Origin of the sequence: Pontivivens marinum (assembly GCF_900231835.1) — a bacterium.
GTDB lineage: Bacteria > Pseudomonadota > Alphaproteobacteria > Rhodobacterales > Rhodobacteraceae > Pontivivens > Pontivivens marinum.
In genome coordinates, this window is sequence record NZ_OCTN01000005.1 from 111,866 (window position 1) to 136,359 (window position 24,494).

The 24,494-nt window shown below is 58.3% G+C and carries 27 protein-coding genes; 21 read left to right on the forward strand and 6 right to left on the reverse strand.

Features of this window, described 5'->3' with window-relative positions; all coding sequences use genetic code 11:
- Positions 1 to 15 precede the first annotated feature (15 nt).
- From CR254_RS12675 to puuE, 3 genes are read right to left on the reverse strand one after another with little or no spacing between them, the layout of a single operon-like run.
- Positions 16 to 1,449 (reverse strand): uracil-xanthine permease family protein, encoded by a 1,434-nt coding sequence (locus CR254_RS12675; RefSeq protein ID WP_097930544.1) that lies wholly within the window; start codon positions 1,447 to 1,449, stop codon positions 16 to 18.
- 59 nt (positions 1,450 to 1,508) lie between these two features.
- Positions 1,509 to 1,994 (reverse strand): ureidoglycolate lyase, encoded by a 486-nt coding sequence (locus CR254_RS12680; RefSeq protein WP_097930546.1) that lies wholly within the window; start codon positions 1,992 to 1,994, stop codon positions 1,509 to 1,511.
- Positions 1,991 to 3,403: an allantoinase PuuE gene (puuE, locus tag CR254_RS12685; RefSeq protein ID WP_245851622.1), complete on the reverse strand. Its 1,413-nt coding sequence runs from the start codon at positions 3,401 to 3,403 to the stop codon at positions 1,991 to 1,993. Before puuE ends, CR254_RS12680 begins: the two co-directional genes overlap by 4 nt.
- 148 nt (positions 3,404 to 3,551) lie before the next feature.
- Here puuE and uraH point away from each other — a divergent pair, with 148 nt between their 5' ends.
- Positions 3,552 to 3,905 carry a hydroxyisourate hydrolase gene (gene uraH / locus CR254_RS12690; protein ID WP_097930549.1) on the forward strand — a complete coding sequence of 118 codons (354 nt, stop codon included), beginning with the start codon at positions 3,552 to 3,554 and terminating at the stop codon, positions 3,903 to 3,905.
- Here uraH and CR254_RS12695 read toward each other — a convergent pair.
- Positions 3,890 to 4,822: a LysR family transcriptional regulator gene (locus tag CR254_RS12695; protein ID WP_097930551.1), complete on the reverse strand. Its 933-nt coding sequence runs from the start codon at positions 4,820 to 4,822 to the stop codon at positions 3,890 to 3,892. The two genes, uraH and CR254_RS12695, sit on opposite strands and share 16 nt — an antisense overlap.
- A gap of 97 nt (positions 4,823 to 4,919) precedes the next feature.
- On the opposite strand from CR254_RS12695, the gene CR254_RS12700 reads away from it, so the two are divergent.
- The gene (locus CR254_RS12700) at positions 4,920 to 6,155 is read left to right on the forward strand and encodes a urate hydroxylase PuuD (RefSeq protein ID WP_097930552.1); all 1,236 of its coding nucleotides are present in this window, start codon (positions 4,920 to 4,922) and stop codon (positions 6,153 to 6,155) included.
- A 1-nt stretch (position 6,156) separates the two neighbouring features.
- On the opposite strand, the gene CR254_RS12705 is transcribed toward CR254_RS12700, so the two are convergent.
- A complete protein-coding gene (locus CR254_RS12705) occupies positions 6,157 to 7,359 on the reverse strand; it encodes an aminopeptidase P family protein (RefSeq protein ID WP_097930554.1) in 1,203 nt (400 codons plus the stop codon).
- Between the two features lie 252 nt (positions 7,360 to 7,611).
- Between CR254_RS12705 and CR254_RS12710 the strand changes: the two genes are divergently transcribed.
- On the forward strand, positions 7,612 to 8,319 hold the full coding sequence (locus tag CR254_RS12710; RefSeq protein WP_097930556.1) for a CoA transferase subunit A: 708 nt from the start codon (positions 7,612 to 7,614) through the stop codon (positions 8,317 to 8,319).
- A complete protein-coding gene (locus CR254_RS12715; RefSeq protein ID WP_097930558.1) occupies positions 8,319 to 8,945 on the forward strand; it encodes a 3-oxoacid CoA-transferase subunit B in 627 nt (208 codons plus the stop codon). Before CR254_RS12710 ends, CR254_RS12715 begins: the two co-directional genes overlap by 1 nt.
- Here the strand turns inward: CR254_RS12715 and CR254_RS12720 are convergent.
- Positions 8,942 to 9,703 carry a lytic transglycosylase domain-containing protein gene (locus CR254_RS12720; RefSeq protein WP_097930560.1) on the reverse strand — a complete coding sequence of 254 codons (762 nt, stop codon included), beginning with the start codon at positions 9,701 to 9,703 and terminating at the stop codon, positions 8,942 to 8,944. The two genes, CR254_RS12715 and CR254_RS12720, sit on opposite strands and share 4 nt — an antisense overlap.
- A gap of 280 nt (positions 9,704 to 9,983) precedes the next feature.
- On the opposite strand from CR254_RS12720, the gene CR254_RS12725 reads away from it, so the two are divergent.
- The 17 genes from CR254_RS12725 to CR254_RS12805 all read left to right on the forward strand — a co-directional run bounded on the left by CR254_RS12725 (position 9,984) and on the right by CR254_RS12805 (position 24,493).
- Positions 9,984 to 10,196: a Flp family type IVb pilin gene (locus CR254_RS12725; RefSeq protein ID WP_097930562.1), complete on the forward strand. Its 213-nt coding sequence runs from the start codon at positions 9,984 to 9,986 to the stop codon at positions 10,194 to 10,196.
- Between the two features lie 102 nt (positions 10,197 to 10,298).
- Complete coding sequence (locus tag CR254_RS12730) at positions 10,299 to 10,520, forward strand: hypothetical protein (protein ID WP_097930564.1); 222 nt, start codon at positions 10,299 to 10,301, stop codon at positions 10,518 to 10,520.
- A gap of 66 nt (positions 10,521 to 10,586) precedes the next feature.
- Positions 10,587 to 11,438, forward strand: coding sequence for a Flp pilus assembly protein CpaB (gene cpaB / locus CR254_RS12735; RefSeq protein ID WP_097930565.1), 852 nt, complete (start codon positions 10,587 to 10,589; stop codon positions 11,436 to 11,438).
- A gap of 244 nt (positions 11,439 to 11,682) precedes the next feature.
- Entirely contained in the window at positions 11,683 to 13,074 is a 1,392-nt protein-coding gene (locus CR254_RS12740) for a type II and III secretion system protein family protein (protein ID WP_097930567.1), read from the forward strand.
- Positions 13,061 to 13,687: an OmpA family protein gene (locus tag CR254_RS12745; protein ID WP_180955987.1), complete on the forward strand. Its 627-nt coding sequence runs from the start codon at positions 13,061 to 13,063 to the stop codon at positions 13,685 to 13,687. The genes CR254_RS12740 and CR254_RS12745 overlap by 14 nt, the downstream gene beginning before the upstream one ends.
- Before the next feature lie 92 nt (positions 13,688 to 13,779).
- A complete protein-coding gene (locus tag CR254_RS12750; protein ID WP_097930571.1) occupies positions 13,780 to 14,394 on the forward strand; it encodes a TadE/TadG family type IV pilus assembly protein in 615 nt (204 codons plus the stop codon).
- 20 nt (positions 14,395 to 14,414) lie between these two features.
- A complete protein-coding gene (locus CR254_RS12755) occupies positions 14,415 to 15,026 on the forward strand; it encodes a TadE/TadG family type IV pilus assembly protein (RefSeq protein WP_180955988.1) in 612 nt (203 codons plus the stop codon).
- A gap of 76 nt (positions 15,027 to 15,102) precedes the next feature.
- Positions 15,103 to 16,254 carry a CpaE/TadZ family protein gene (locus CR254_RS12760; protein WP_219618010.1) on the forward strand — a complete coding sequence of 384 codons (1,152 nt, stop codon included), beginning with the start codon at positions 15,103 to 15,105 and terminating at the stop codon, positions 16,252 to 16,254.
- A gap of 48 nt (positions 16,255 to 16,302) precedes the next feature.
- A complete protein-coding gene (locus CR254_RS12765; RefSeq protein ID WP_097930576.1) occupies positions 16,303 to 17,754 on the forward strand; it encodes a TadA family conjugal transfer-associated ATPase in 1,452 nt (483 codons plus the stop codon).
- Complete coding sequence (locus CR254_RS12770) at positions 17,754 to 18,716, forward strand: type II secretion system F family protein (RefSeq protein ID WP_097930578.1); 963 nt, start codon at positions 17,754 to 17,756, stop codon at positions 18,714 to 18,716. The genes CR254_RS12765 and CR254_RS12770 overlap by 1 nt, the downstream gene beginning before the upstream one ends.
- A gap of 5 nt (positions 18,717 to 18,721) precedes the next feature.
- Entirely contained in the window at positions 18,722 to 19,732 is a 1,011-nt protein-coding gene (locus CR254_RS12775) for a type II secretion system F family protein (RefSeq protein WP_097930819.1), read from the forward strand.
- Positions 19,704 to 20,309: a tetratricopeptide repeat protein gene (locus CR254_RS12780; RefSeq protein ID WP_145996746.1), complete on the forward strand. Its 606-nt coding sequence runs from the start codon at positions 19,704 to 19,706 to the stop codon at positions 20,307 to 20,309. The genes CR254_RS12775 and CR254_RS12780 overlap by 29 nt, the downstream gene beginning before the upstream one ends.
- On the forward strand, positions 20,306 to 21,154 hold the full coding sequence (locus CR254_RS12785) for a tetratricopeptide repeat protein (protein ID WP_097930582.1): 849 nt from the start codon (positions 20,306 to 20,308) through the stop codon (positions 21,152 to 21,154). Before CR254_RS12780 ends, CR254_RS12785 begins: the two co-directional genes overlap by 4 nt.
- On the forward strand, positions 21,151 to 21,639 hold the full coding sequence (locus CR254_RS12790; RefSeq protein WP_097930584.1) for an A24 family peptidase: 489 nt from the start codon (positions 21,151 to 21,153) through the stop codon (positions 21,637 to 21,639). Before CR254_RS12785 ends, CR254_RS12790 begins: the two co-directional genes overlap by 4 nt.
- 3 nt (positions 21,640 to 21,642) lie before the next feature.
- Positions 21,643 to 22,959 (forward strand): DUF8689 domain-containing protein, encoded by a 1,317-nt coding sequence (locus tag CR254_RS12795; RefSeq protein WP_097930586.1) that lies wholly within the window; start codon positions 21,643 to 21,645, stop codon positions 22,957 to 22,959.
- Entirely contained in the window at positions 22,959 to 23,735 is a 777-nt protein-coding gene (locus CR254_RS12800) for a crotonase/enoyl-CoA hydratase family protein (RefSeq protein ID WP_097930588.1), read from the forward strand. The genes CR254_RS12795 and CR254_RS12800 overlap by 1 nt, the downstream gene beginning before the upstream one ends.
- Complete coding sequence (locus CR254_RS12805) at positions 23,732 to 24,493, forward strand: NAD(P)-dependent oxidoreductase (RefSeq protein ID WP_097930590.1); 762 nt, start codon at positions 23,732 to 23,734, stop codon at positions 24,491 to 24,493. The genes CR254_RS12800 and CR254_RS12805 overlap by 4 nt, the downstream gene beginning before the upstream one ends.
- The last annotated feature ends 1 nt before the right edge of the window (position 24,494 follow it).

Sequence of the window (24,494 nt, forward strand, 5' to 3'; positions counted from 1 at the left end):
ATGATAGCGGCGGGCTTATTTGCTGCCCATCGATCCCTCACCCTTACCCGACAGGCCGCCGGAAACCTCCTCGGTTGCCTCGGCTGTTAGATCCTCGGGCAAGAGCAGGTTCAGCACGATGGCGATCAGGGCAGCAGGCAGCAGGCCCGATGTCATCAGAACGCGCAGGGCATCGGGCAGGTATTGCACCGCCTTAGGTTCCAATTGCAGGCCCAGACCCACCGACAGCGCAATTGCAAAGATCACCATATTGCGGCGGTTCCAGTTCACATCGGACAGCATCGAGATGCCCGAGGCCACAACCATGCCGAACATCACAATCACGCCGCCGCCCAGAACCTCGATCGGGATGGTGTTGATGACCGCGCCCACCTTGGGGATCAGGCCGCAGATAATCAGGAAGATCGCGCCGATGGTCACCACATGGCGGCTCATCACACCTGTCATCGCGATCAAGCCAACATTCTGGCTGAAGGACGTGTTCGGGAACCCGCCAAAGATACCGGCAATCGCGGAACCGACACCGTCCGCATAGGTGGCGCCCTGAATCTCGGCCTCCGTCGCCTCGCGCCCGGCGCCGCCCTTGGTAATACCGGACACGTCGCCAACGGTTTCAACTGCGGAAACGAACGCCATCAGACAGAAACCGATGATCGCGGCGAAGCTCAGCTCGAACCCGTATTTGAACGGCATCGGGAATTGGAACACCGATGCACGGCCCCAGCTATTGGCGATACCGTCCAGGGTAACCATGCCCATCATCATCGCATAGAAATAGCCAACGAAAATGCCGATCACGACCGCAGATACGGACAGCATGCCACGGGCAAAGAACTTCAGCCCCAGCGTCACAAAGATCACGACCAGCGCGGCGGACCAGTTCAGCAGCGATCCATATTCGGGCGAGTTGATCGCAGGAACGCCACCGGCGGCGTATTGAATGCCAACCTTCACCAGTGCCAGACCGATCATCGTCACCACCAGACCCGTCACCAGTGGCGGTAGGGCGAAGCGGATTTTGCCGATTACCGTTCCCAGCAGGGCGTGGAACAGGCCGCCGACCAGAACACCGCCGAACAGGGCTGGCAGTGCCTCAACACCCTTGCCCGCAACCAGCGGGATCATGATCGGGATAAATGCAAAGCTGGTGCCCTGCACGATTGGCAGGCGCGCGCCGACCGGCCCCAGACCGATGGTTTGAAACAGTGTCGCAATGCCCGCAAACAGCATCGACATCTGGATCAGGTAGGTCATATCGGGAAAGCCGCTGGCCCCCGCATCCGAGCCAAAGCCAAATCCGGCCGCGCCCGCAATGATGATAGCCGGTGTCACATTCGACACGAACATCGCCAAGACGTGTTGAATGCCCAACGGGATCGCCTGGTGTAGGGCCGGTGTGTAATTAGGATCGCGCAGTTGTTCCGGCGTTCCGATTGTGGTGTCTGCCATAGTGAATATTCCCTGTCCTGAAGGTGAGAGAACCAACCTTTGCGATCGGCATTTTTTATTTATTCCCCAATGAGGTAAGGCGTATCGAACCAATGCTCCTGCAAATTTGCGCCCTGTCCGATGCGGTCCACGACTGCAAATAATCCCGGCTCATGCAGGGGCGTTAGAACCCCGTGCCATGTGCCGCGATGGAAATTGATGCCCTGCCCCGCCTGCGTGATGAACACCTGCGGGCGGCCCGGAATGCCGTTCTGATCCGGTGCGACGACCACGATAAAGGGATCGTGGCTCATCGGTAGGAACGCTTGGCTACCCTGCGGGTGACGTTCCACCATATCCAGCGTGATGGGCAGGGTACGGGGCTGGGCCTTGAACAGGCTAATGCCTGCGCGCCCGTCCACGATGTCGAGGTTTGCGCGGTCGTGATAGCGCCCGCACAGGCCCTGATTGATGATTTTATCCGGTGCGCCGGACACGTCGAGCACATCGCCATAGGGCGCGAAGAGTTCGGCGGTTAGCGGTGTGATGGGCAATTGGGTGCTCATCCTGCGAACTTCTCGATCAGGCGCAGCTGGGCGATGCGCTCCACCTGTTTGCAGGCGGCGGCGAATTCTGTTGCGCGGTCGTTTTCCACGCGCTGCTGGAACGCCTGTAGGATCGACGCCTTGGTGTTGTCACGCACGGCAATGATGAACGGAAAGCCAAATTTGGCGGTGTACGCATCGTTCAGCGTGGTGAAAGCATCGCGTTCTGCATCGGTCAGCGCGTCCAACCCGACGGAGGCTTGCTCTGCCGTGGATTCCGCCGTCAGACGTTTGGCGCTGGCCAGCTTTCCGGCCAGATCGGGATGCGCGGTCAGCACCCCCAGACGTTGCTCGGGTGAGGCGCTGCGGAAAATACGGGACAGTGCCTGATGGATACCCTGCGCGGTATCATCGGTATGGCCCAGTTCCAGCGCATGTGCGCCCTGCGCGATCCACGGGCTATGCTCGAAGATACCGCCGAATTCCGCCACAAAGGTTTCGCGATCCATCTCCGAGGGGCGATCCTGTTGTACAGGCGGGTTTTGCATGGCCCAATGTTCCGCGATTTGTAGGCGGGTGGCGAACCAGACGCCCTCATGCGATTTGAAATGCTCAATGGCGCGGCGTAGCGCGGCGGCGCGGCCCGGACGGCCGATCAGGCGACAATGCAGCCCGATGGACAGCATTTTGGGGGCGCAGGCAACGCCCTCCTCATATAGATAATCAAAGCTGTCCTTGAGATAGCTTTCAAACTGATCACCATTGGTAAAGCCCGCCTGAATGGCAAAACGCATATCGTTGCAATCCATGGTGTAGGGCACGATCAACTGATCGGTGCCGTCGAATTGCATCCAGTATGGCAGGTCATCGGCATAGCTATCCGCGATATAGGCGAACTGGCTGGTTTCCGCGGCGAGGCGAATGGTGTTGTTGGAACAACGCCCCGTATACCAACCGCGCGGGGGGGTGCCCGTAACCTCGGTATGCAGGCGGATCGCTTCGGCTATCTGGGCGCGCTCCTCGTCCTCGGGCATGTCCTTATGCTCGACCCATTTCAGGCCGTGGCTGGCGATCTCCCATCCGGCGGCGTGCATGGCGGCGACTTGCTCGGGCGCGCGGGCCAAGGCGGTGGCCACCCCGTAAACGGTGATCGGCAGATCCTGAAGCATCCGGTGAACCCGCCAAAATCCGGCCCGTGCGCCGTATTCATAGATGGATTCCATGTTCCAGTGCCGCTGACCGGCCCATGGCTGCGCGCCTGTAATCTCGGACAAAAATGCCTCGGATGCGGCATCGCCGTGCAGGATGTTGTTTTCGCCGCCCTCCTCGTAATTCAGTACGATCTGGACGGCGATTTTCGCGCCATTGGGCCAGTTCGCGGCAGGAGGCGTTGCGCCATATCCGGTCATATCTCGGGGGTAGCGGTTCACGGGAACGTCCTTTCAGATTTAGATATCTGTAATCCAAAACAATCAAAGTGGTTTTCAAAAAAAATGCGAAGGAGCATTCTGTCCTCCACGCTTTGCCGATTTTTGCAGTATCAGCCTATATAAGCGGAATAGTATAGGAGTAGCCCCGATGACCGGATATCTGACAACTCACGTCCTAGACACGGCGCGCGGCTGCCCTGCGGCAGGACTGCGGATCGATCTGTACCGCATCGACGGTGAGGCCCGCACCCTGCTAAAGACCTGCGTGACCAATGATGACGGTCGCACGGATGAGCAAATTTTGCCCGCCGATCAGTTTGAAACCGGCACATATGAGCTGGTCTTTCACGCGGGTGCCTATCTGGACGCGACCGGCACACCGCCTGAAAGCCCGCGTTTTCTGGATATGATCCCGATCCGGTTCGGCATGTCGCAGGCCTCGCATTACCACGTGCCGCTGCTGCTATCGCCGTTCGGTTATTCCACCTATCGCGGCAGCTGAACCTGTAGCGAGCTGTTGCGCACGGCCTGACTGATCCGCTCGATCACGAATTCCATGAACAGGCGCGTTTTGGGGTCCTGCTGTTTGCGGTGGGTATATAGGCACGCCATCTGGATTGGCTCTGGCGGCGTCTGCGTGGCCACCGGCACCAAGCGGCCGGCGTGGATATGGTCGGACACCTCGAAGATCGGTTTCATCACGATGCCATGCCCGCCCAGCGCCCAATCGGTCAGCACGTCGCCATCATCGGATTCGTAGCGGCCCGTTACGCGAAACCGCTTGGGGCCGTCAGCCGTCATCAGCCGCCACTGGAATTCCGTCGCACCGGGAAACCGCAGGCTGATACATTCGTGCTGATCCGCAATCAGCGCATCCCCATTGGCCGGATTGCCCCGCGCCGCGATATAGTCCGGGGCGGCGCAGAGCACACGCGGCACGTCGGCAATCTTGCGTATGCGCAGCTTGCTATCCTGCGGTTGGCCGAGGAAAAAGGCGAGGTCCAGCCCCTCTCCCGTCAAATCAACCTTACGATCGGTCAGGCGCAGGCGGACCTGCACCTGCGGGTATTGTTCCAGAAAGGCGGGCACTTGCGGTGCGATCAGGCGACGACCAACGCCCAGCGGGGCGGCAACATATAGCGATCCCTTGGGGTTATCGGTGATATTGACGATCTGCGCCTCGGCGCTTTCCACCGATTCCAGAATCTCGCACGCACCGGCATAAAATGCCTGCCCCTGTTCCGTCGGGGTCAGGCTGCGCGTTGTGCGCTGGAACAAACGCACGCTAAGGTGATCCTCAAGCTGGGAAATCCGCGCGGAGGTCACAGCGGGCGAAATCCGCATATCGCGCCCCGCCGCAGACATGCTGCCCAGTTCATAGACCCGCACAAAGGTGCGTATGTTATCGAGATAGGACATTGTTCTGTTTTTTTTGATGCTGATTGATATTTTGCAAGAATAGCCCAGCAATAGCCTGTCGCCTAGTGTGCCACGAAATCGAATTTGGGAGTTTGCCATGTATGATATGGCCGTCATGTGGGACTGGATCGCGTTTTCCGTCCGTTGGTTGCACGTCATCACCGCCATGGCGTGGATCGGTGCGTCGTTTTTCTTTATCGCGCTGGATCTGGGCCTGCGTAAGGCCTCCAATATGCCCACCGGTGTTCATGGTGAGGAATGGCAGGTTCATGGCGGCGGATTTTACCACATCCAGAAATATCTGGTGGCCCCCGAAAACATGCCCGAGCATCTGATCTGGCACAAATGGCAGAGCTATATCACGTGGGTTTCCGGCGCGGCCCTGCTGATGATCGTGTACTGGGTTGGGGGTGAGCTGTTCCTGCTGGACCCGACCAAGGCGGATCTGGCGCTGTGGCAGGGGATTATCATCTCCGCCGGATCGCTGATCATCGGCTGGCTGGCCTATGATTATATGTGCAAGTCCAAGCTGGGCGAGCAGCCGACCCTGCTGATGCTGTTGTTGTTCGTCATTCTGGTGGTGATGGCGTGGGGCTATAACCAGATTTTCACCGGTCGCGCCGCGCTGCTGCATCTGGGCGCGTTTACCGCCACGATCATGACCGCCAACGTGTTTTTCCAGATCATGCCGAACCAGCGCATTGTTGTGGCCGATCTAAAGGCAGGGCGCACGCCCGATGCGAAATACGGCAAGATTGCCAAGCTGCGCTCCACCCATAACAACTACCTGACGCTGCCGGTCGTGTTCCTGATGCTGTCGAACCATTATCCGCTGGCCTTTGCCACGGAATATGCGTGGATCATTGCCAGCCTTATCTTCCTGACTGGCGTGACGATCCGGCATTATTTCAACACGATGCATTCCACGGGCAAGGGGCCGAACTGGACGTGGCTGGTCACGGTGATCCTGATGCTGGTCATCGCGTGGCTGTCCTCCGCCGGTACGGGCGAAACGTGGGAGGACGCGCAGGCCCGTGATCTGACGCCCTATGAGCAACGCTATGCCGCTGCGGACGGGTTCGAGGATGCCTATATCGCCGTCGCGGGCAATTGTTCCATGTGCCATTCGCGCGAGCCATCGTGGCCCGGCATTCGCTGGGCGCCGCGCGGTGTCTATCTGGAGACGGAGGGCGATGTCGCGCGCCATGCCAGCCAGATTTACATGCATGCCGGTGTTAGCGCCGCCATGCCGCCCCCCAACGCGATCCAGATGGATGCGCAGGCCCGCGCGGATATCGTCGCATGGGTGCGAGAAGTCCGCGCAGGCAGTTAATTTAGCCAACCACGTTGAAATCCGGCCCATAGGGGTAGCCGGTGATATTCTCGTTTCCATCCGCATTGATGACCAGAATATCATGCTCGCGGTAGCCACCGCCGCCCGCCTGACCGTCGGGGATCGTCAACATCGGCTCCATCGAGATGACCATCCCCGGTTCCAGCACAGTGTCGATATCCTCGCGCAGTTCCAGCCCGGCCTCGCGCCCGTAATAGTGGGACAACACGCCGAACGAATGCCCGTAGCCGAAGCTGCGGTATTGCAGCAGGTCGCGCTCGGCAAAGAAGTCGTTGATCTTGGCCGTGACCTCGGCACAACTCGCCCCCGGTTGCAGCAGGCTGATCCCGTATTCATGGGCGGCGACGTTGGCCTGCCAGATTTTCAGGCTGGCGGGATCCACCTCACCCACGAACATCGTGCGCTCCAGTGCGGTATAATAGCCTGAGATCATCGGGAAGGTGTTCAGGCTGAGGATATCCCCCCGCTGCAATTGCCGACTGGTCACGGGGTTATGCGCCCCATCGGTGTTCAGGCCGGATTGGAACCACACCCATGTATCGCGGTATTCGGCATCGGGGAACCGCTTGGCGATTTCCAGCTCCATCGCGTCACGCCCTGCCATGGCCACGTCGATTTCGCGCGCGCCAACGGCAACCGCATCGCGGATCGCGTAGCCGCCAACATCAGCCACCTGCGCACCGGCGCGGATCAGGTCGATTTCGGCGGGGGATTTATGCATGCGCTGCTGCATGGTGGCAGGGGCGATGTCGGTCGTTGCATTGGGCGTCAAAAATTCATCCAACAGTGCCTTTTGCGCCAAGCTGATATGATCGCCCTCATAGCCGATAACCTTGTTCGGGCCCGTCACCGACAGGATTGCGCGCCAATAGTTATTCCGCTGCCAGTCGGTATAGGTGATGTTATCCGCGTGCGATCGCCGCCATGGCTGCGCGGCATCAATGCCCGCGCTAAAGGTCACACTGTCCGTCGCCGTTACGACCAGCGCATAGGGCCGCCCGAATGCGCAGTACAGGAACCCCGAATAATAGGCGACATTGTGCATTGAGGTGAAAACGCAGGCATCAACGCCCTGCGCGGCCATGCTGGCACGCAATTTGGTCAAGCGCGCCTGATATTCAGCATCGGCAAAGGGCAGCACCTTGGCCCCCTGATGAAAGCGGTAATGTTGTGGACGATCCATAATGGCTCCTTCGTTCCGCAATGCGGCGCACGAAGCAGCGGGAAAACCTCCCCCACTGCGACGCAGCAAAGCAAGATCCCGGCGTTCAGGATGGGTTTCAGGTCTGCAATTTGCACTGGCGACGCCATCGCCGACCCGATGTTTTTAACATTAATAGCCCACGTGCAGGTGGCAAGTGCGAAGTTGTCCGGCTTGACTTGGCCCTGCCTTGCACGGCACTAATTCGCAAATGCAGCACGGGGAGGTGACGCAATGGTAAAGAAGGTTTACGGTTCTGCGGCGGAGGCACTAGAAGGTGTCCTGTTCGACGGAATGCAGATCGCAGCGGGCGGGTTTGGCCTATGCGGCATTCCGGAGAACCTGATCGCGGCAATTCGCGACGCCGGAACAAAGGACTTGACGGTCGCATCCAATAATGCAGGCGTGGACGGCTTCGGCCTTGGCGTGCTGCTGGAAACGCGGCAGGTCAAGAAGATGATCTCGTCCTATGTGGGCGAAAACGCTGAATTCATGCGCCAATATCTGGCCGGTGAGCTGGAGCTGGAATTCAATCCGCAGGGCACCTTGGCCGAGCGGATGCGCGCTGGCGGTGCCGGCATTCCCGGATTCTACACCAAGACCGGCGTTGGCACCGTGATTGCCGAAGGCAAAGAGGTGAAGAATTTCGACGGTCAGGATTATATCCTTGAGCGCGGGATCGTCGCCGATCTGAGCATCGTAAAGGCGTGGAAGGCTGACGACACCGGCAATCTGGTGTTCCGCAAAACGTCGCGCAACTTTAACCCGCCCGCAGCAACCTGCGGCAAAATCTGCATCGCAGAGGTTGAGGAAATCGTCCCACGCGGCAGCCTGAACCCCGACGAAATCCACTTGCCCGGCATTTATGTGCACCGTCTGGTCCAAGGCCAGCACGAGAAGCGGATTGAACAGCGCACCGTGCGCAAGCGGGAGGAAGCATAATGCCCTGGGATCGTAATCAGATGGCCGAACGGGCCGCGCAGGAACTAGAAGACGGCATGTATGTGAACCTCGGCATCGGGATTCCGACGCTGGTGGCGAACTATGTCGGGGATAAGGACATCACCCTGCAATCCGAAAACGGCATGCTGGGCATGGGCCCCTTTCCGTTCGAGGGTGAGGAAGATGCCGACCTGATCAATGCGGGCAAGCAAACCATCACCGAGCTGGACCGCACCTCCTATTTCGACAGCGCGCAAAGCTTTGCCATGATCCGTGGCGGCAAAATCGCAGCTGCGGTTCTGGGCGCCATGGAAGTGGCCGAAAACGGCGATCTGGCGAACTGGATGATTCCGGGCAAGCTGGTCAAGGGCATGGGCGGCGCGATGGATCTGGTGGCCGGCGTTGGCCGCGTCATCGTCATCATGGACCACGCCAATAAAAAGGGTGAGAGCAAGCTGCTCAAGGAATGCACCCTGCCTCTGACAGGTAAGGGCGTTGTGGACCGGATCATCACCGGTCTGGGCGTGTTTGACGTGGTTGAGGGCGGCCTGAAGGTTGTCGAAATCGCTGATGGCGTCACCATGGCCGAGATCGAGGCCGCGACCGAGGCAACCTTGGTTGCCTAATACATAACCTCGCAAGGCCCCGTCGGACTGATCGGCGGGGTCTCGCAAATATCCCTTGCGACATGCCACGCGGCTAAGATCTTGGGCACATAGGCACGGGTCTCAGCAAAGCGTGGCACACCACCCGCCCGCGCAACCGCCCCCGGCCCGGCATTATACGCCGCCAGCGCCAACACCGCGTCACCATCATGCTGCACCAACATCTGCGACAGATAGCGTGCGCCACCCATCACATTGTCACGCGGGTCCGTCGCATCCGCGACTTGCATCAATTCCGCCGTGGCAGGCATCAACTGCATCAGGCCAACAGCGCCGGCGGAACTGACTGCATCCGGCGCACCACCGGATTCCACCATTACCAGCGACATCAAAAAGGGCAGCGACAATCCATGCGCCGCCGCCGCGTCCTGAAGATCGTCGCCATATTCAGCAAACAGCGCCAGAAACCGCGCCCGCGACGGCACCTGATACGGGCCTGTTACAGCCAGCTCCGCCGCAGCCAACATCCGTCGGGGTGCTGCGGCATCCCGCTCAGGCGCAACCCCGCGCCAGAACCAGGCATCAAGGTCCGATACAGGCTGGCGCGCAATGCTGGTGGTTTGTTGGTCGAACAGATCGATCACCCCACCACGGGGCCGTCGCGCCAATTCCCCCGGAACCGAGCGAAACAGGCTATTGCTCTGGGCTGCAACTGGCGTGACAGCCGGAAACCCCGATAGCGCAACCAGAATCACCGCAAATGCGATTCGTAGAATCATCCGTGTTTCAGCGCGATCTGCGCCCCCATGCCATTCACATTTAGGGCAGCTTGTCTTATTTTGGCTCCAATTGGAATCGCACCCGACATGATTGTGACGCAGTCGCGGATTCCCGCCACATTTCCGCCGCAATTGGCGTCCGATTTCCACCTATGATTGTGTTTTCGCATATTTTCGTCGGACAAATTCAGGCCACAAATGCGTTTCATATTATAGGCAATCGCGGTTCAGCTCACTACGGCAAGCGATAACGGAAACAAATCTCTTGGAGGGGATTACTATGACTAAATTCTTCAGCAAGTTCGCTAACGACGAATCCGGCGCAGTAACAGTTGACTGGGTTGTTCTGGCAGGCGCAGTCGTTGCACTGGCAATCGGCGTTGTTGCTACCGTTGAGTCCGGTCTGGGCACTGCTGCTTCCAACGTTGGCTCGCAGCTCGAAAGCGCAGTCAGCTCGACAGCTATCGGCACCGACCAAGACCTCGGGGGCTGAATCCTATCCTAGTATAGGTTAAGTTACGGATGCCGTTCGCAATCGTGCGAGCGGCATTTTTTATACCTATCGTATGGAAGATACATATTTGCAGGATCCGACATGATGCGATCAAAAATCAGCTTTCACAGGTTCGTCGCCAGTGAAAATGGCGCAGTTACAGTGGATTGGGTCGTGTTAAGTGGTGCGGTTGTGGCATTAGGATTGGGCGTTCTGGTTCTGATTGATCCTAGCATCGAAAACAGTACTGAGGTCGTTTCGAACGCAATCGGAACAGCGGTTGTTGATCGCACTGGCGAAAGCTCGATCCCTGACCTAGACTAAAAACTTGAAACTGGCTGGGATACACAACCAGAGAAGACATAATATCGCACATATCCAGGGGGCATTATGCGATTTCTGTTTCTAATATTCCTCGTTGTCGGCCTAGGGCTGGGCGGGTTCGCTGTATACACAGCCAAAAGTCGCTTTGATGCCTATGAGGTTCGTTTGGCGCATACACTCGAACTAGAATCGCAGCAAAACTCATATGTTTCCGTTGCTGTTGCGCGGCGAAATCTAGCCTATGGTTCAGAGATCACGACAAACCACGTCTTATTTGTGGATTTTCCCACACGTGTTGTTGATATCGTTGGTGAAAACTGGTTCTTGACAGAGGAAGCGCTTTTCGACACTAATAGCGACACACTAAACGTATTGCGCAACATCGAGATGGGTGAGCCGATCACTCGCAGTAAAATTTCAGGCTTTGGTCAAGATGTTGGCATGGCCGCCCGTCTGGGTGAGGGCTTTCGCGCTTTCACCATTCGCGTCGATGTGGCGTCTGGCGTATCCGGTTTTCTGACACCTTCGGATCGCGTAGACGTGTTCTGGTCCGGCCGTTTTCGGGGTGAGGCTGTGACCCGCCTGATCATGGAAAACATGCAACTTATCGCGGTGGATCAAATCTCGGATCAAGACCGTAATAGGCCTGTTGTTGCGCGCACCATTACTGTTCGCGCCACTCCACAGCAGGCGGCGTTGTTGGCGCAGGCACAGACCTCCGGTGCGCTGTCTCTGTCGCTGCGCGGCATCGGGGATGTGGCTGAAACTGGTGATGTTGAGGTGAACCTCGACGACGTTGTTGGCTATGTCGCGCCCGAGCCTGTGATAGCTGAGGAAATCATTCCCGAGGTTATCGCCCCCCGTCGCACGATCACAATTCGGCGTGGATCTGACGTTTCGACGGTAAACGCGGACTAAGCTACGCCCTATACGGCCCTGAATGGCGAAAATCCGATAAATACTTACAATAGTTGGGTTTTCCGAGCGAAACGGGATGGTTTCAGCAACCTTAACGCGTGTTTCTGTTGCTGAAATCCCATAGTAAACACAGCTTACAACCCCTTGATTCTTGCCTTTTTTCCGAATTCAGGCACGATCACGTGAAAGCGCGCCCGTCAGATGGCGCGATACCAGAGGTTGTGGGTCAGGAGATTTCGGCAACATGTGCTTGAGAAAGCTGATTCGAGCAGGCGTGCTCGCTGGGAGCTCTGCGTTGATGGCGACTACCGCCACCGCGCAGCAGGAGCCCATTCTTACCGTTCAACGCGGCGCGATTGCGCAGGCGATTTCCGTAACAGTCGATCAGGCCAGTGTGCTGCAATCCAGCGTTGGAATTAGTGAGCTGAGCCTCGCCAATCCGCGGATTGCAGATGTGGCCGTGCTCAGCGATCAAAGCTTGTATGTTCTGGGCCGCGCGCCGGGGCGGACAACGTTAACCCTGATCGGTTTGAATAATGAGCTGGTTGCCAATGTCGAAATCCGCGTGACACCGGATTTGGCAGAATTCAAGGAACGACTGTCAGACATTCTGCCCGGTGAGAATATCGAAGTTCGCACCGCCGGTGCCGGTATTGTCTTGTCAGGCCGCGTTTCTGGCGCACGTAAGGTCAGCCAAGCATTGGAACTGGCCGAGCAATATGCGCCCGAAAACGTCACGAACCTGATGACCGTAGGCGGATCGCAGCAGGTGATGCTGAAGGTTCGCTTTGCCGAGGTGGCCAGATCCGTATCCCAAAACCTTGGTCTCGGCCTCGGCATCACAGATCAGGACGGGCACTTTACAGGAACGTTCGGTAGCGCAACGGCTGCTGCACCTTTGCCGGGCACGGACACTCTCTCGATTGGTGCCTCCACAACAGGTCAGCTTGGGGCACTTTTCCAGCTTGGTGATATCGGCATCGAAATTGCTATCGACGCGCTGGAGACCGAAGGCTTACTGCGTACGCTAGCTGAGCCCAATTTGGTTGCACTGTCAGGTGAAGGCGCTGAATTTCTAGCTGGCGGTGAATATCCAGTTCCCGTCACCGGAGAAGACGGCGCTATTTCGGTTGAGTACAAGCCATTTGGCATTCAACTTGCCTTCACACCTACAGTTGTTGATGATGACTTAATTAATCTTCAACTCCTGGCAACAGTTAGCTCAATCAACAGCAGCTTAACTGTCACTGGTGCAAACGGCATTTCGGTCAATGGTTTGATTTCACGCAGTACACAAACCACAGTGGAGATGCGCGACGGGCAAAGCTTTGCAATCGCGGGCTTGCTACAGGATGATTTCAGCGACGAGATATCTAAGATCCCGTTTTTAGGTGACCTGCCGGTGCTAGGCGCCCTGTTCCGGTCCACGGAGTACAGTCGCTCTCAAACCGAACTGGTTATCCTAATCACTCCCTATCTGGTTTCGCCCACTGATGGTGAGTTGCTATCCCTGCCAACCGACCGTGTGCGCATTCCGAATGAGCGTGAATTGTTCCTCTTGGGTCAAACGATTGGACAAAGTGATGCCATCGCCGCGCAAGATTTCGAGGGGGAGTACGGCTATGTCCTGGAGTAAGCTTGCACTACTTAGCGCGGCTGCGATTGCGCTGACGGCATGTAATAGCCGCGATACCCAGAATGTTTTACCCGGTTTCGGCACCGCAGTTAACGCGAACAACGCAGTTCAGGTCGGCTATGCCGTTGCTGGACCCAGCTTTGAGGAGCTGTCCTCGCGGTTCGTTTCACAGGTCGATGACACGATCAATTTCGAGTTCAACAGCGCCACGTTGACCTCGCAGGCGCAAATCACGCTGGAGCAGCAGGCATCATGGCTGCGTCGCACACCGCAGGCGCGTTTGCGTGTTGAGGGGCATACCGATCTGGTTGGCGGTGAAAACTACAACCTGCAACTGGGTTTGCGCCGCGCTGAATCGGCGGTGAACTTTCTGGTCGCGCGCGGCATTCGTCGTGAACGTCTGGATGCGACATCCACCTTTGGTGAGCAAATGCCAGTGGTCGACTCGACCGAGCGTGAGCTTTTGAACCGTCGGGCTGTTACACGTGTTGCCGGCATCGCAATCGAGCTGGCCGGTGGTGAGTTTGATGGCCAGCGCGCGAACATCATCTATGACACCTATGTTGAGCGGCCCGTCTACACGCTGGACGCCGGCGCGACCACTTCTGAATAATCGGTTAATATCCCCGCGCCTGCGCAGAATTATTTACAATTGCGTGCTTCGTGATACTGTCCTTGCGTGGGGCACTTTGGATCGGATCGGACATGCGCGTGGGGCGTAACTCCTTATCCCGTATCCGCAGCTTCGTTAGTGATACGCGGGGGGCGATCACTGTCGAATTTGTCGTAACGTTGCCAATTCTATTGGCTGCGCTCGGCTTTGCGGAACAATACGGGCAAGCAATGCAGACGCGGAACTCGCTGGACGTTGCGGCACGAGATGCTGCGCGTTTCATCAGCAGGGCACCGCTGGACCCGACTGGCACCACGGTGCCGGATACATTCCTGTGCACAGCGCGTGGCATCATCGAAACCCGTATGGGCGATGCGATTACGTTGTTCGATAGCGAACAGGACGGAATGGATTCGCTGGGCTGCACCGGCTTTTACACCAATGGCTCGGGCGAGATTGCGACGGATAGCTCAGGCGCGCCTGTGGTCGACTCCATCTCAATTGTCGCAACGTCAACATCGACGCAAATCACCATCAAGGCCTTTGCCGATTTCGCCTTCGTTAAGTTTATTGGAATGCGCGAAAATGATGCCGAATTCACAACCGAAAACGGCAATGCGGTCTACTCCTATACCGATCTGGAGGAGCGCAGTTTCGCTGAGGGCATCTGGATGACTGCCACCGAAAATTGGCCGAGAACACAATGATGCGCGCTCGGATTCGCCAAATGATTGGCCGCTTCATTTCGAATGAGCGTGGGGCCGCATCGCTGGAATATGTAATCGTCTTTACACCGTTGATGCTGCTTATCCTATTGATTGTGCAGGTTTCTATTGCATATCACTGGGCGTTGAGCGCGCAAAAGGGCCTGGAAATGGCCGCACGTCTGGCCGCAGTTACGCCACCGGTTTCAACCTCGCTAACGGTACAAACCGGATTGGGCACACGGGTCATTAACCGCACACCAACATCAGGGGCCAGCGTTGGTGATGCCTGCTATCTGGGCGCATGTGAGACGATCGCAACCAGCGTTTGCAACGGGTCCGCATTTGCACTGCGAGATGACGAAACGATCCCTGATAGCGACTGTGATTTCACGAGATTCAAGCTGATTTACGATGAAGTTGATCGGTTTGCCTATAGTCTTGAACTTGAAGATTTTGCTATTGCCTACGAGGATGTATCCTTGGGCAATGCAGGCCAAACATATGTGCCGCTCATCGTGCTAGCCGTTAGTCCACAATCTATGCCAATGATTTTGCGCATGTTTGATACATCGGTTGAATTCGAGATTCCTGAGATACTCGCCACAATCGTGGCTGAGGACCTCAGCAACTAAAGGCGGAAATTGCCCAGTCATGGCGCTACTCAGGAAACAGCCGGCAAAGGTCGAAGCCCTTGCTGTGGCTCGCGAAATGGATCAATTCGATTTGCTGATCGAGGATCTCGACGGTGAATATACAGGTACATGGCAGGGCTGTGGGCTGGATGATGCCGTTGCGCGCATTGCCGCACTGGATCTGGAACTGGCCGAATGTGTCATTCTGGCCGTGCAGCGTCAGGATGAGGCCGATCTGGACCCGTTCGAGATCGTCATCTCCACCGCCAAGGCGCGCGGCCTGAACGTATTGCTGGTGGTTGAGGAACTGACCCCGACGGCCATCCACCAATTGGTGCGCCGTGGTGCGGATGAATTCACGCCATACCCCCTGCCCGAGGGCGTTCTGTCCGAAAGCCTCGCAAAAATGCGCAGCGCGCCTGTACAGGCTGCGGCAACGATGGGCACCGCACGGCGCGGCATGATCCTGCCGGTGCACGGTATCGCAGGTGGCGTGGGTGCCAGCACGATGGCCATCAATCTGGCTTGGGAAATGGCACAGGCCCCGCGCAAGGTGGATCGCAAGGTCTGTATTATCGACCTGAACCTGCAATTCGGATCGATTGCGACCTATCTCGATCTGGCCCGCCGCGATGCGACCATGCAATTGCTGGCCGATCCGCAGGGGCGGGACAAGGCGGCGGTCCTCGACGCGATGACCACCTATGGCAAAAAGCTGTCGGTGCTGACTGCGCCGCCGGACACCGTGCCGTTTGATATCGCGGATAATGACGATATCCGCTTTATTCTGGACGTGGCCGCATCGTCCTATGATTTTGTCATCGTGGACATGCCATCGGTTCTGGTGAACTGGACCAGCGTTGTTCTGGAAATGGCCGAGACCTATTTCGCCGTTATGGAATTGGACATGCGCTGCGCCCAGAACATGTTGCGGTTCCTGCGCGCCCTGAAATCCGAGGATTTACCGCTGGAAAAGGTTCAATATGTTATGAACCGTACCGCCAGTGGTTTCGGTGGAAACAAGGCCCGGATCAAGCGCATGGCGGAATCCCTTGGCATCGAATATAATGTGATGCTTCCCGATGGCGGAAAGGCCGTCGTCGCCGCCGCTGATCAGGGGGCGCCGCTGGCTGAAACCGCGTCGGGCAATGTCCTGCGTAAGGAAGTGCGCAAGATCGCAAAATCGCTTGTTGATCTGGCCGAAAAGCAAAAACTAGGCGCAATCTAACGATCACGCTTGGCCATATGGCCCAGTGTACATTTTCGGGGGTATGGGATGTTTTCGCGCTATCAAAAACCAGGGCAGAACTCTGCCCGCCCAAAGGCGTCGCCCGCATTGGAAAAGGCCGCACCGGTCAAATCTGAACCGGCGGCGGCGCCCCCCTCACCCTCGATCAGCAAACCACAGGTCGATACCGCCGCACAGATCGCGGATAAGGAGCGTGACGCCAAACGGCGCGCGCGTCTGCTTGATATCCGCATGGAGCTGCATCGCCGGTTGCTGGAAACGCTGAACCTCGCCGTGCTGGACAAGGTTAGCGAGGGCGATTTACGCCGCGAAATCAGCGCCATCACCCGTGAGGGCCTGCGCGAGCAAGGCATCGTGCTGAACGCGATTGAGGTCGATCAGCTCAATAACGACCTATATGACGAGGTCACGGGCCTAGGCCCGCTGGAGCCATTGCTCAAGGACCCAACGGTCAACGATATTCTGGTGAACTCCCACCGGCAGGTTTTTGTTGAGCGTAAGGGTAAGCTGCAACTGACCGACACCGTCTTTAAGGACGAAAAGCACCTGCTGCGCGTGATCGACAAGATCGTTAGCGCCGTGGGTCGTCGTGTCGATGAATCAAACCCCTATGTCGATGCGCGCTTGCAGGACGGATCGCGTTTCAACGCATTGGTGCCGCCCTGTGCGGTGGACGGGCCGCTGGTATCCATCCGGAAATTCTCCAAGGAAAAGCTGTCCATCGACGAGCTGATCGATTTCGGAGCCTTCACCGAGGAAATGGCCGCCTATTTGCAGGCCGCTGTGTCGTGTCGCCTGAACATCATCGTATCGGGTGGTACGGGTTCGGGTAAGACAACGACACTGAACGCGCTGTCCTCGTTCATCGACAATTCCGAGCGGATTGTGACGATCGAGGATACAGCCGAACTTCAGCTGCAACAGGTTCATATCGGCCGCATGGAAAGCCGCCCTCCCAACGTTGAAGGACGTGGAGAGGTGACGCAGCGCGACCTGCTGCGCAACGCGCTGCGGATGCGACCGGACCGGATCATCGTGGGTGAAACCCGTGGTGATGAGGTTATCGACATGTTGCAGGCCATGAACACCGGCCACGATGGGTCGATGACCACGATCCACGCCAACTCCGCCCGTGATGCGGTCAGCCGCTTGGAAAACATGATCGCAATGACCGGCGTTGAAATGCCGATGAGCGCAAGCCGCGCCCAGATCGCGGCGGCGGTTAACCTCTTGGTACAGGTCAGCCGTTTGCAGGACGGATCGCGGCGGATGCTGTCCATCACCGAATTGACGGGGATGGAGGGGGAGATCGTGTCGATGCAGGAGATTTTCCGATTCAAGCGCACGGGTCTGGACGAGGACAATAAAATCCTTGGCCACTTCACCGCAACGGGCCTACGCTCCGTCTTCTCGGATCGATTCAAGCAATGGGGGTTCGAACTACCGAACTCCATCTACACACCGGTAAAGTCTGACTGATGTCGTTTGAACCACTCATCTACGCAATGGTATTTGTCGGCGTTCTGCTGATGGTTGAGGGCGTGTATCTGCTGATCTTTGGCAAATCCGTCCGACTGGAAAGCAAGGTCAACCGCCGGCTGGAGCTGCTGGAAAAGGGTGAGGACCCCGAGGACGTGCTGGAAACCCTGCGCGCCGAACGGGACCAGCATCGCAAAAGCAGCGGCATCCCGATCATGGCCCCGCTATATGAACGGGCAGCGCAGGCAAATATCGCCTTTACGCCCCGCGGATTGGCGCTGGTCATCGCGATGATGGCAATCATGGTTTTCGTACTGCTGACGGTGTTTTCCACGGCCGCGCTGGTTCTGCGTATCGGTCTGTCGGTGCTGATGGGATTTGCCGGCGTTTACCTGTGGCTGAACAACAAGGCCAAGGCCCGCATGGCGCTGTTCGAGGAACAATTGCCCGACGCGGTTGAGCTGATCGTACGCTCTCTGCGGGTGGGACATCCGTTTTCATCCTCCGTTTCCATCGTGGCCCATGAAATGCCCGATCCGCTGGGCACCGAATTCGGCATCATCGCGGATGAGGCAACTTACGGCATGGACATCACGGAATCCCTCGCGCGGATGTCCGAGCGGATTTCGGTGCAGGATTTACGCTTTCTCGCCGTTGCGGTTAGCATCCAGTCCCAATCAGGCGGTAACCTGGCCGAGGTTCTGGCCGGTCTGGCGGCGGTGATCCGGTCACGGTTCAAACTGTTCCGCCGGGTTAAGGCCATCACGGCCGAGGCACGCTGGTCTGGCTGGTTCCTGTCCGTCTTTCCATTGCTGGCGATCATTATCATTCAGTTGGTCGAACCCAATTACTATGACGACGTTCAGGAAAGCACCTATTTCACCCCGGCGGTGATCGTCGTCGGGGTCTTTCTAGTGGTCAATGTCCTGTTCATGCGGGCAATGGTTAATATCAAGGTTTGATGGCAATGGATGCGGTGCTTAGCAAACTGGATGGGGCCTATGTGTTTCTGGAGGCGGCCTTTGGCCCCCTAGGGCCGCTATACGCATCGATTGCATTTATCCTGTTACTGGTGGCACTGGCCGCCCCGCTGGCCCTGCGCCGCCCTGCGGACCGGTTGGACCGGCTGCATGAGGATGGCGGCCATAGCGGCCAAAACCGTCAAACCCGCCCCGAGGTGGTTCAACAACAAACCGGCCTGAAACTGCGCCACGATTCAGATGCGCGCGGGCTTGCCTCACTTGCCCCTTATCTGGAACCGCAGGATCAAAAGGAATTCTCGGAAATCCGGCTGAAACTAACGCGCGCCGGTTACCGGTCACGCTCGGCGGTTTCGACGTTCTTTTTCCTGCGGGTTGCGCTGGGGATTGGCCTACTGGGAACGGGCCTGATCGTCTATCTGATCACGGCGGGTGAAAATACCGACCTGACGAAGATGATGATGTATGTCGCCCTGCCCGGTCTGGTTGGATATATGGGCCCGAACTATTGGGTCACCAAACGCCTACAGGAACGGCAGGAGGAGATCGCGGTTGGTTTTCCTGACGCGCTGGACCTGATGCTGGTCTGTGTGGAGGCAGGGCAATCGCTGGATCAGGCGATCCTGCGGGTAAGCGAGGAAATCCGCGCCGGCTATCCCACCTTGGCAGAGGAATTCGAGATTGTCGCAAACGAGGTCCGCGCCGGTAAGGACCGCGTGACCGTTCTGCGCGACATGGCGGAACGCTGCGGTGTGCCCGACGTGTCCAGCTTTGTTACCGTGCTGATCCAGTCGGCCAGCTTTGGTACGTCGATTGCGTCTGCGCTGCGGGTTTATGGCTCGGAAATGCGGGACAAACGGGTGATGCGGGCCGAGGAAAAGGCAAACACCCTGCCCACGAAACTGACGCTGGGAACGATGCTGTTCACCGTTCCACCGCTGCTGATCATTCTGGTTGGCCCGTCCGTTTATGACATCCTGTATACCCTTGGCGGGTAAGGCTGCGATCCTTCTGGCGCTGGGGCTGGGCGCATGTACCCCGATGCAGGGGGATCAGCCGCTGCCCGAAACGCGCTATTCAACCCCGACCCTGTATGACATCGACGCCGTGGATGATCCGCTGGCGACGGGGCACCTGCTGATGCGGGCGCAGCAATTCGAGCTGGCCCTGCGCGCCTATACACGCGCCTTTGCACTGGGCCAAACCGGCGAGCCGGGGCAGATCGAGGCGGCACTGGGCACCGTCAATGCGCGGCTGGGCCGATTGCACACGGCCAAACGGTTCCTGAACATCGCGGTGGAGAAGAACCCCGCCTCCGTCGAGGCATGGAACAATCTGGGCGTCGTGAACCTAAGTTTGGTGGATCTGGTCAAGGCACGCAATGCGTTCGAAACCGCCTTTGCCCTGTCCAGCGGCACCAACATCGCGGCCCGTGAAAACCTCGCCCGTATGGACGAGGTCGAGGCAAATGAAACACCGGCACCGGAATTGCTGCTGTCCGAATTGACACTGGTACGCCACGGGTCTGGGCGATACCTTCTGGGCACGCCGTCGGGCGAGGGGGAAACAGAATGATACGCAAAATCACGATCCTTGGCACGGTGGGGCTCATGACCCTCAGCGCCTGTGAACAGGGCACACCCTTTGGCGAAAGCCCGAGCAGGTTGAACGCCATCGACAGTGTGAACCTGACCGAACTGATGCTCACCACCGGTGAGCCGGAGGCAGCGGTCGATTTTTTCCGATCCTCGCTGGCGGATGAACCGAACCGCGTGGATTTTCAGCGCGGCTATGCCATCAGCCTATCCCGCGCCGATCGCCATGACGAGGCGGTTCTGGCCTTTGAGCGGCTCGACGTTCAGGGTGACTTGCAGGATGGCGACCGCATGACCTTTGCCCAGTCGTTGATCCGCCTGAACCAGTGGGAGCGTGCAGAGGCGCAGCTATCATTGGTCAATAATGGCGCGGATGATTACCGCTGGAACCAGCTCAACGCCATGCTGTCCGATAATTACGAGCGGTGGGAGGAAGCGGATACCTATTACGCCAAGGCCCGCAGCCTGACCTCGCAGCCCGCCACGATCCTGAACAATTGGGGCGTTTCCAAAATGTCCCGTGGTGATCTGGAGGGTGCGGCCCGCCACTTTACCGACGCGGTGCGCTATGACCCTGAGGGGTTCGGCGCCAAAAACAACCTCGCCATTTCGCGCGCGCTGCGCGGCATCTATGCCCTGCCCGTCGTTCCGCTGAACGAGGAGGAGCGCGCCCAGCTATACCACAACATGGCGCTGGTTGCCCTGCGCCAGAATGATTCCGACATTGCCCGCGGCCTGCTAGAGCTGGCCGTCGAAACGCATCCCCGCCACTTCTCCGCTGCGGCGGATAAACTGGCCGCCCTACAGGGTACTGTAAACCGATGACATCCAGCATTGCCCTGATACATCTATGCGCCATTGCCGTGCCCGCACTAATCGCCGTGTGGACCGACCTTAGCGCGATGCGCATTCCCAACTGGATCAGTGTCGCAATGCTGGCGATCTTTGTGGTGGTGGCACCGCTAACCCTGCCGCTGGATATGCTGCCCGGTCGTCTGCTGACCGCCGGTATCGTGTTCGCAATCGGACTGGGCCTGTATGCATTGGGGCAAATGGGTGCGGGCGATGTGAAATTCGCGACCGTCGTGTTCCTGTTTGTGGAACCGGCTGATGCGACCTTCTTTATCCGTATTCTGGGCGTGATGGCGCTGGCGGGCCTGCTGACCCATCGCGCCTTTGCACGCTCGACCATGGCACGCGAAATGGCACCGCACTGGACCAGCTGGACGGCCAAGGGCGTGTTTTCCTATGGTGTCGCGCTGTCACTATCGCTGATCTACTACCTGCTCGTGCTGGCATTGGGGGGCTAAGATATGAGCCAGACCCTGCCTGCCACGGCCCCGATCGCCCCTGTCCGTTTGCAGGATCTGGGTCTGGAGGAGACATTCGCGCGGGACCTGATGCTCAAGACGATGTTCCGGATGAACCTCAGCATGCCGACGGAAATGTCACGCATCTGTGGCGTAACCCCGACCATCATCGACGCGCTGATCGACATTGCCCGCTCGCAAAACCTGATTGAGACATTGGGAAATCGCGGGGCGTCCTCCTCATCCGAGCTGCGCTACCAGTTGACGGATTCAGGCCGGATGCGGGCGCAGGACGCGCTGGCACAATCAGAATATTACGGCATCTTCCCCGTCGCCCTGTCCGCGTTCGAGGCGCAGAGCAAGCGGCAAAGCATCGGTGACGCCGCCATTCGCCGCCCGGGGTTGGAGGCCGCCTCGCGCCACCTCGTCCTGCCCGACGGCATGCTGGACAAGCTGGGACCGGCGGTGAATTCGGGCCGCTCTATCCTGTTTTACGGCCCCCCCGGCAACGGCAAATCCGTGCTGTCCGAGGCGATCCGCGATGCGCTAGGCGACGCGGTGTTCATCCCCCATACACTGACCGTTTTCGGCCAGACGATCAGCCTGTTTGACCCCATCGTGCATCAGGTGGTTGAGGGACCGCAGGTCGATCCGCAGGGCATCCGCGCGCGCCCGCCGTTTGATCCGCGCTATGTGCTGTGCAAACGCCCCTCGGTGATTACAGGCGGGGAACTAACGCTGGATATGCTGGATCTGGGCTATAACCCGATCAGCCGCACCTATCAGGCCCCTTTGCAGCTAAAGGCGACGGGCGGCGTGTTCATCGTAGACGATTTGGGACGCCAACGTGAAAGCGCGCAGGCGCTGATGAACCGCTGGATTGTTCCGATCGAGCAGCGTTATGACCTTCTAAACCTGCAATCGGGGCAGAAATTCACGGTTCCCTTTGATACGCTGGTGATCTTCTCCACCAACTTTGCGCCCACCGAACTGTTCGATGGCGCAGCGTTGCGGCGGATTTACTACAAGATCAAAATCGACCGGCCAGGTCAGCAGGACTTCCTGAAGATGTTCGTCATCATGTCGCGCAAGGCAGGGTTCGAGCCGCGTGAGGAAGTCATCACCCATATGCTGCGCAACCTGTATCCCAGCCCCAGTGGCCCCTTTGCCGCATATCACGCCCCGTTTTTGATGAGCCAGATGGGATCGATCTGCGATTACGAGGGCATCCCGCGTGAGATGACAATCCCGCTGATGGAACGCGCATGGCAGAACCTGTACGTCGATTCCGATGATAGCAGCGCGAAAGGAACCGGATAATGACCTGCGTCACAGTCGAGATTATAGACCACGTCGCCCATGTCCGCCTGAACCGTGCGGATAAAATGAATGCGCTGGACCCTGAAATGCTGGACGGCATCGTGCAGGCGGGCGCGGATGTGAACCGTGACGATGTGCGCGCCGTAGTCCTGTCGGGCGATGGCCGCGCCTTTTGCGCGGGTCTGGATGTTGCGACCTTTGGGAAGCTGGGTTCGGACCCGCAAATGTTGCTGGAACGAACCCATGGCCGGTCGAACCTGTTTCAGCGGGTCGCGATGATCTGGCACGAATTGCCAATGCCGGTGATCTGCGCGCTGCACCACACCTGCTTTGGCGGCGGCCTGCAAATCGCGATGGGGGCCGATATCCGTATCGCGGCACCCCAAACCCGTATGAGCATTATGGAGATGAAGTGGGGCTTGGTCCCCGATATGGGCGGCATGGTCCTGCTGCCCCGCCTGATCCGCGCCGATGTGATGCGCCGCCTGACCTATACCGGTGAGGTGTTCACGGCGGAACAGGCGCTGGACTGGGGCATGGTGACAGAAATCGCGGATGACCCGCTGGCGCGCGCACGCGAACTTGCCACCGATATTGCCGGCAAATCGCCCAGCGCCATTCGCACGGCCAAGGCATTGGCCGAAATCGCAGCGACACAACCGGTGGAGCAGGTTCTACTGGCGGAATCGCAGCTACAGGCCGATCTGATCGGCAAACCGCATCAGATGGAGGCCGTGATGGCCAATATGCAAAAGCGCGCACCGGATTTCAAATGAGGGTCGGCGTCGCCGGATGTGGTCGCATGGGCGGACCAATGGCCGCTGCATTGGCCATGAAATTCGACACGGTCGGCTATGATGTCTTGACGAAACCCTATCCGTTCATGAGCGACAGTCTGGATGGATGCGAGGTGATCTTTACCGTTGTGCGCGATCAGGCGGAAACCGATCTAGTCCTCTCCGACGTACTGAAAATTGCCTCGCTGCACACGTTGGTTATCTGCTCCACCCTATCGCCGGTCTATGTGAAATCCCTGCGCGCCCGCGTGCCTGCCCATATCGATCTGGTCGATGCCCCGATGTCAGGCGCGGCGATTGCGGCGCAGGAACAGCGGCTCAGCTTTATGCTGGGCGGTGACGCCGCTGTGCTGGACCGGCTGCAACCGCTGCTCGACGTGATGGGCACGAAGTTCCACCGCATGGGCGATTACGGCGCGGGCATGACGGCCAAGGTATGCAACAACCTCGTCGCGGCCAGTTCCACCGCTGCGACGCGCACGGCGCTGGCATGGGCGGCGGAACATGGGCTGGACCGTGATGCGCTGCTGAAACTGATGCATGATAGCTCCGGCCAAACATGGCTCGGCTCGAACTTCGATGCGATCGAGTTTGCGGCAGATGGCTATGCCGACGATAACACCATCGGCATTCTGGCCAAGGACGTGACCGCAGCCAAGGACGCCGCCCCCGCAGGAGGCGACACCACATTGGCCGACGCGATCATCCACACCATTCGCAATCTAAAGCCGCTGTGAT